At 60.5% G+C, this 5,905-nt stretch carries 5 protein-coding genes; all 5 read left to right on the top strand.

The window, feature by feature from the left end; all coding sequences use genetic code 11:
• Positions 1-2,223 (top strand): exo 1,3/1,4-beta-D-glucan glucohydrolase (locus QZ511_RS16105; RefSeq protein ID WP_295803996.1); only part of this gene is annotated, 2,223 nt, incomplete at its 5' end.
• A gap of 4 nt (positions 2,224-2,227) precedes the next feature.
• On the top strand, positions 2,228-3,133 hold the full coding sequence (locus QZ511_RS16110) for a hypothetical protein (protein WP_295803998.1): 906 nt from the start codon (positions 2,228-2,230) through the stop codon (positions 3,131-3,133).
• 194 nt (positions 3,134-3,327) lie between these two features.
• A complete protein-coding gene (locus tag QZ511_RS16115) occupies positions 3,328-4,218 on the top strand; it encodes a DegV family protein (protein WP_295804001.1) in 891 nt (296 codons plus the stop codon).
• 207 nt (positions 4,219-4,425) lie between these two features.
• Positions 4,426-5,220, top strand: a complete 795-nt coding sequence (locus QZ511_RS16120) for a transporter (protein ID WP_295804004.1) — start codon at positions 4,426-4,428, stop codon at positions 5,218-5,220.
• 164 nt (positions 5,221-5,384) lie between these two features.
• Positions 5,385-5,905, top strand: a 521-nt coding sequence (locus QZ511_RS16125) for an outer membrane protein transport protein (protein WP_295804006.1), incomplete at its 3' end; no start/stop codon positions are given.

Genomic DNA, 5,905 nt, shown 5'->3' on the forward strand with positions numbered 1-5,905 from the left:
GACTGGCGACAGCTGGCGGACGACTACTTTGCCGCCTCCATGGACACCTCCGACGGCGGTGTCGCCATCCCCATCATCTGGGGTTCGGACGCCGTACACGGACACAACAACGTAATCGGCGCGACCCTGTTCCCCCATAACATTGGTCTGGGTGCTACGCGCGACCCGGAACTCATCCGCCGCATCGGCGAGGCCACCGCCCGCGAAGTGGCAGTGACCGGTGTGGACTGGACCTTCGCCCCCACCATCGCGGTGGTGCGCGACGACCGCTGGGGACGCACCTTTGAAAGTTACTCCGAAGACCCGGCAATCGTCGCCGACTATGCGCGCGAGATGATCAAGGGCATTCAGGGTGAAAAGCGCAGCGAAGAATTTCTCGATGGCCGCCATCTCGTTTCCGCCGCCAAGCACTTTGTCGGCGACGGCGGTACCACACGCGGCATCGACCGCGGCGACACCCAGGTCAGCGAAAAGGAACTGGCTGAAATCCACGCCGCCGGTTATTTCACCGCGCTGGAATCCGGTGTACAGACCGTGATGGCGTCCTTCAACAGCTGGAACGGCAAGCGCCTGCACGGCCACAAATACCTGTTGACCGACGTACTGAAAGAGCGTCTCGGCTTTGACGGCTTTGTGGTGGGCGACTGGAACGGCCACCGTTTTGTGGAAGGCTGTACCGTCGACAGCTGCGCCCAGGCGGTCAACGCCGGCCTCGACATGTTCATGATCACTGCCGAGTGGAAGGCCCTGCTCAAGAACACCATTGCCCAGGTGCAAAACGGCGAGATCCCCATAAGCCGGATCGACGACGCCGTCAGCCGCATCCTGCGGGTCAAGATCCGCGCCGGCCTGTTCGAGCGCGACCGCCCGCTGGCGGGCAAGTCCGGCATCCTCGGCAGTCCCGAACACCGCGCCATCGCCCGCGAAGCGGTGCGCAAATCCCTGGTGCTGCTGAAAAACAACGACCAGCTGCTGCCGGTGGATGCGCGCAAGAATATCCTGGTGGCCGGCGACGGTGCCGACAACATTTCCAAACAGAGCGGTGGCTGGACCATTTCCTGGCAGGGCACCGGCAATACCGCGGAAGACTTTCCCGGTGCCACCTCCATTTACACCGGCATCAAGCAGGCGGTGGACGCCGCCGGCGGCCGGGTAGTGTTGAGTGAAGACGGCGAGCTCGCGGCCGAGGCGTTCAATGGAGAGAAGCCGGATGTCGCCATCGTGGTATTCGGTGAAGAGCCCTACGCGGAATGGCACGGCGACCTGGCCAGTATCGAGTTCCAGCTGGGCAGCAAGGATGACCAGGCACTGCTGCAAAAACTCAAGGCGCAGAATATCCCGGTGGTAAGTATTTTCCTCTCCGGCCGCCCGCTGTGGGTCAACAAGGAAATCAACCTGTCCGACGCCTTTGTCGCCGCGTGGCTGCCGGGTTCCGAAGGCGCCGGCGTGGCCGATGTAATCCTCACCGATGCCGAGGGCAACCGCCAGTACGACTTCACCGGCCGCCTCTCGTTCAGCTGGCCGGGCCTGGTGCACCAGACGGTGATCAATCGCAACGACCGGGAATACGATCCGCTGTTCGCCTACGGCTATGGCCTCGGCTACGACGACCGCAAACAGATCGCCGGCAACCTGAATGAAGATGGCGAGTCCTACGTGGACGGCGAACTGGAAGACGCGTGGCTGATGGTGTCCCGCCCCCGTGCGCCCTGGAAGCTGTTTATCGACGACAGCGACGACCCCCTGTGGGTCAGCGGCAACCTGGCGTCTTCCGCCGACGACAATATCACCGTCGCCTCCATCGATATGCTGTCCCAGGAAGACGCGCGCAAGATTACCTGGAAGGGCCTGCGTGCGGGCAGCGTCGCGCTGCAGACCCGGAAGCCCCAGGATCTCAGCCGCTACCTGGCCGAAGGCTCGGCACTGACTATGGACGTACGCATCGAGCAGACGCCCGCTGCGCCGGTATTTGCCGGCATCCGCTGCGCCGCACACGACTGCAACGGCGAGCTGCCACTGCAACAACCACTGGCGCAACTCCCCGCGGGAGACTGGTCTGAAATTTCCATCGACCTGCAATGCTTTGCCAAGGCGGGCGCCGACTTCAGCCAGGTGTCCAGCGGTCTGTACCTGCGCAGCGAAGGCGCGCTGACCCTGTCTGTGGCCAACATCAAGTTTGTACCCGGCGCCGCTGCGCAGGCTGATGTACGTTGTGAGGGCTGATCAGATGTTCAGGAAACCGTACGGATTTGTGCTTTCGCTACTCGCGGCACTGGTTACTGCGCAACCCCTGGCCGAGCTGCCGATCCGCCTGCAGCAGGGTGAACTGAGCCTGTCGGTCGATCCGCACTACGGCGGCCGCATCACCGAAATGCGCCTGGGAGACCGCGATTTACTGGCCCTGTCTGATCCCGGCGCCAACAGTTTCGGCTCCACCTTCTGGCTGTCGCCACAGAGCCTGTGGAACTGGCCGCCGATCGTCGAACACGATACCGCCCCCTACCAGGTACAGGGCCTGGGACAGAACTTCGTCGCGCTGGAAAGCGAGGCAGGTGCGGGCGCGCGAGTGGCCAAGGCCATCGCCCTGCAGGGGGAAAATCGCGCGCGTATCGACTACCGCATCCTCGCGGAAAAGCCCTTTGCGGAAGTCGCGGCCTGGGAAATTACCCGGGTGCAGAAGCGCGGTATCGCCTTTGCACCGGTCGCGCCGAATACGGTAAAGACGGTGCGCGGGGAAATGGACTTCCATCTCGATGACGACAGCATGCTGTGGCTGCCGATGTCCGCCAGCGACAAGCTGGTAGAGGGCAAGGTGGTGGCCAATGGTCGCGAAGGCTGGCTGGCCTATGCGGTCGACCGGATGCTGTATCTCAAGGTATATCCGCCGGTGGCACAACAGGCCGTGGCCAGCGGAGAGGGAGACATCGAACTGTACCTCAGCGGCGAACTGCCCTTCCTCGAACTGGAGGTCCAGAGTGCCGCCCAGCCCCTTGAAACGGGCGAAATTCTGCAGTGGTCGGTGGAGTGGTTACTGCTCCCCATTCCCGCACCGGTGGAAGTCCGGCAGGGGTCACAATCACTGGTGGCGTTCGTACGCGATCAGGTGCGCAGGCAGGCAACGCTCTCCGATTAGTGTTCCGTCATCCCGGAGCTCTTTACCGCAGTGCACCCGCACTGCGGCTTTTTTCTCCCCGACCACACGGTCAACGATAACCTCTAGTGACCAATTGTTCACGACTGGGCCCTCCGGACGCAAAGTGCTAAATTTGGCGACTTGCTCGAAGATGTCCCGTCTCCGACAGCGGACCGTATAACTAGAGGTATCCCATGGTTCAGTTAGTCGTCGATTCCGGTTGCGACCTTCCCGATGAATTCCTGCGCAAATATGCCATCCCGGTACTGCCCCACAGCGTTACCGTGGGCAAAGACCAGTTTGGCGACCAGCGCAATCCCGCGCAGATGTCCCACTTCTATTCCCTGTCCCTGGTAGACCGCTCCCGCCAGGTCAGCTCCGGCCCTGCCGACGAAGACACGATCGAGCAGGTGCTGAACAAGTTGCTGGCGAAGGGGCACAAGGACATCGTGGTGCAGACCATCAACGCTGCCAACAGCCCGACCTATGCCAACGCCGAAGCGGTTGCGCGCAAGCTGGGCACGGATGACGTGCAGATTCACGCGGTGGATTCCCACACCCTGTTTTCCGGCCAGGGATTGCTGGCGCTGTATACCCTGTCACTGATCCAGAAGGGCCTGTCCGGTGCACAGATCAAATCCCGCGCCGAGGAATTCGGGCGCAAGATCGTCGGCTACGCCGCCATCAAGGATGTCTACTACCTGCGAGAACGGGGACGGCAGAAAAATGAAAAAAGCGTGAGCTGGCTCAAGGCATTTATGGCGAAATCCCTCAACCTGCACCCGATCATTTCGATGACCTATGAAGGTTCCACCGTTGCCGATACCGTAAAAGAGTACGACAGCTGCAACCGCCGACTGTTTGATATCGCCGCGGAGAAAATCCGCGCCGGCCAACTGTTGATGCCCGCGGTAATGGTGAGCATTGCCGGCCCGCTGCAGGATCTGGAAAAAACACCCGGTTTCCGCGAGCTGCAAACCCTGGCCGCAGAACACAAGGTAAAACTCTATCGCTCGGTAATGAGCCTCTCCGGTGGCATCAACCTTGGCCCGGGTACCGTGGCACTGGCCTTCGCCAGCAAGTAACGACAAAATCCTTCGTAAGAAAGGCGACACATTGCCAACGTGTCGCCTTTTTTTTCACATTTCCGCGGCCATTCGCCTGAATCACTGTGAAGAAAAGTAAACTGCGCATTTCCGGGAGGATACTGACGACGAGGTAGCACCGGGCAACAGGTTCACATCTAGACTGAGGAAAGTCGTTTCAAGTTTTCCCTCAATTTGGTGAATATGATGTATCGCAATTTCGCCGCATTTTTCGTTGTTGCACTGTTCAGTGCGCCTTTGTGGGCCGATGCCGATCTGGCCAAAAAACTCAGTAATCCGGTTGCCGACCTGATCAGCGTACCCTTCCAGAACAACTGGGATAACCGGGTCGGCCCGACCGAAGGGGGGCGTCGCTACACGCTGAATATCCAGCCGGTGATTCCCATTGGCCTGAACGAAAAATGGAACTTGATCAGCCGCACCATTCTCCCGGTCATGAGCCAGGAAGAAATCTTTCCTGGCAGCGGCGACCAGACCGGCCTGGGTGACACCGTACAGAGCCTGTTTTTCTCTCCCAAAGAAACCACTGCCGGCGGCGTCACCTGGGGGGTGGGTCCGGTATTTCTGTTGCCCACAGGCACCGAGCCACTTCTGGGCACGGAAAAATGGGGTGCCGGGCCAACGGGTGTGGTACTGAAGCAAAGCGGCCCCTGGACCATTGGCGCACTCGCCAACCACATCTGGTCGTTCGCGGGCAAGGACAGCCGCACCGATGTAGACAGTACCTTTGTACAGCCTTTCCTGGCCTACAACACCCCCAACTCCTGGACTTTTACCCTGCAGACCGAATCCACCTATGACTGGGAGGCGGAGCAGTGGAACGTACCGGTGCATTTCCTCGTCGCCAAAGTGTTCACGGTCGGCAAGCAGACCTACCAGATTCAGGCAGGTCCCCGTTACTACGCAGAAAGCCCAGATACCGGCGCGCAGGACTGGGGCTTTCGCCTGAACTGGGTGATGCTCTTCCCCAAATCCAAGTAACCCGCAATGGGAAGGGCACCAGTATCAGCAACGCTTTTTCCCAGCCACAGTAGCGGATCTGCCTTCCGAGGGACCTGGAAATGAAATCCTTGCGTCACGTATTGAAACTTCTGCCAATGGTTATCTCTACCGTCGGCGCAACCTCAGCCCACGCCGGCGGCATTATGTTGTGGCAAATAGGCACTCCCACCAACGGCACCGCCAGTGCCGGTTGGGCGGCCATGCCAGAGGATGCGGCAACCGCTTTCACCAACCCCGCCGGCACCGTTTGGCGTGACAATATTGATGTCCGGGCGGCGGCACAGTTGCTTTATGGCGATGTCGAATTCACTGATGACAGGAATTCCAATGTGCCCGGTAACGACGGCGGCAATCCGCTGGAGTGGTTTCCGGGCGCCGGCGCATTCGCCGCTGGCAGGCTCAGCGACAACCTGGGCTGGGGCTTTGCCATGGCGGGCAATTTCGGCTCGGGACTCGATTATCGCGACGAATGGAAAGGCCGCCGCTTCGTACAGGATGTGGACCTACTGGGGATGAGCCTGATCCCCTCCCTCAGCTGGAAGATCAACGACTGCCTGTCACTCGGCCTCGGCGCCAATATCATGGGGCTGTTTTTCCAGTACCAGTCGGCACCGCGGGCGGGACTCATCGACGCCGATGCCAGCCTCAAGTACAAAGATTTCGA

This window comes from uncultured Microbulbifer sp. (genome assembly GCF_913055755.1).
In the GTDB taxonomy this organism is placed as follows: domain Bacteria; phylum Pseudomonadota; class Gammaproteobacteria; order Pseudomonadales; family Cellvibrionaceae; genus Microbulbifer.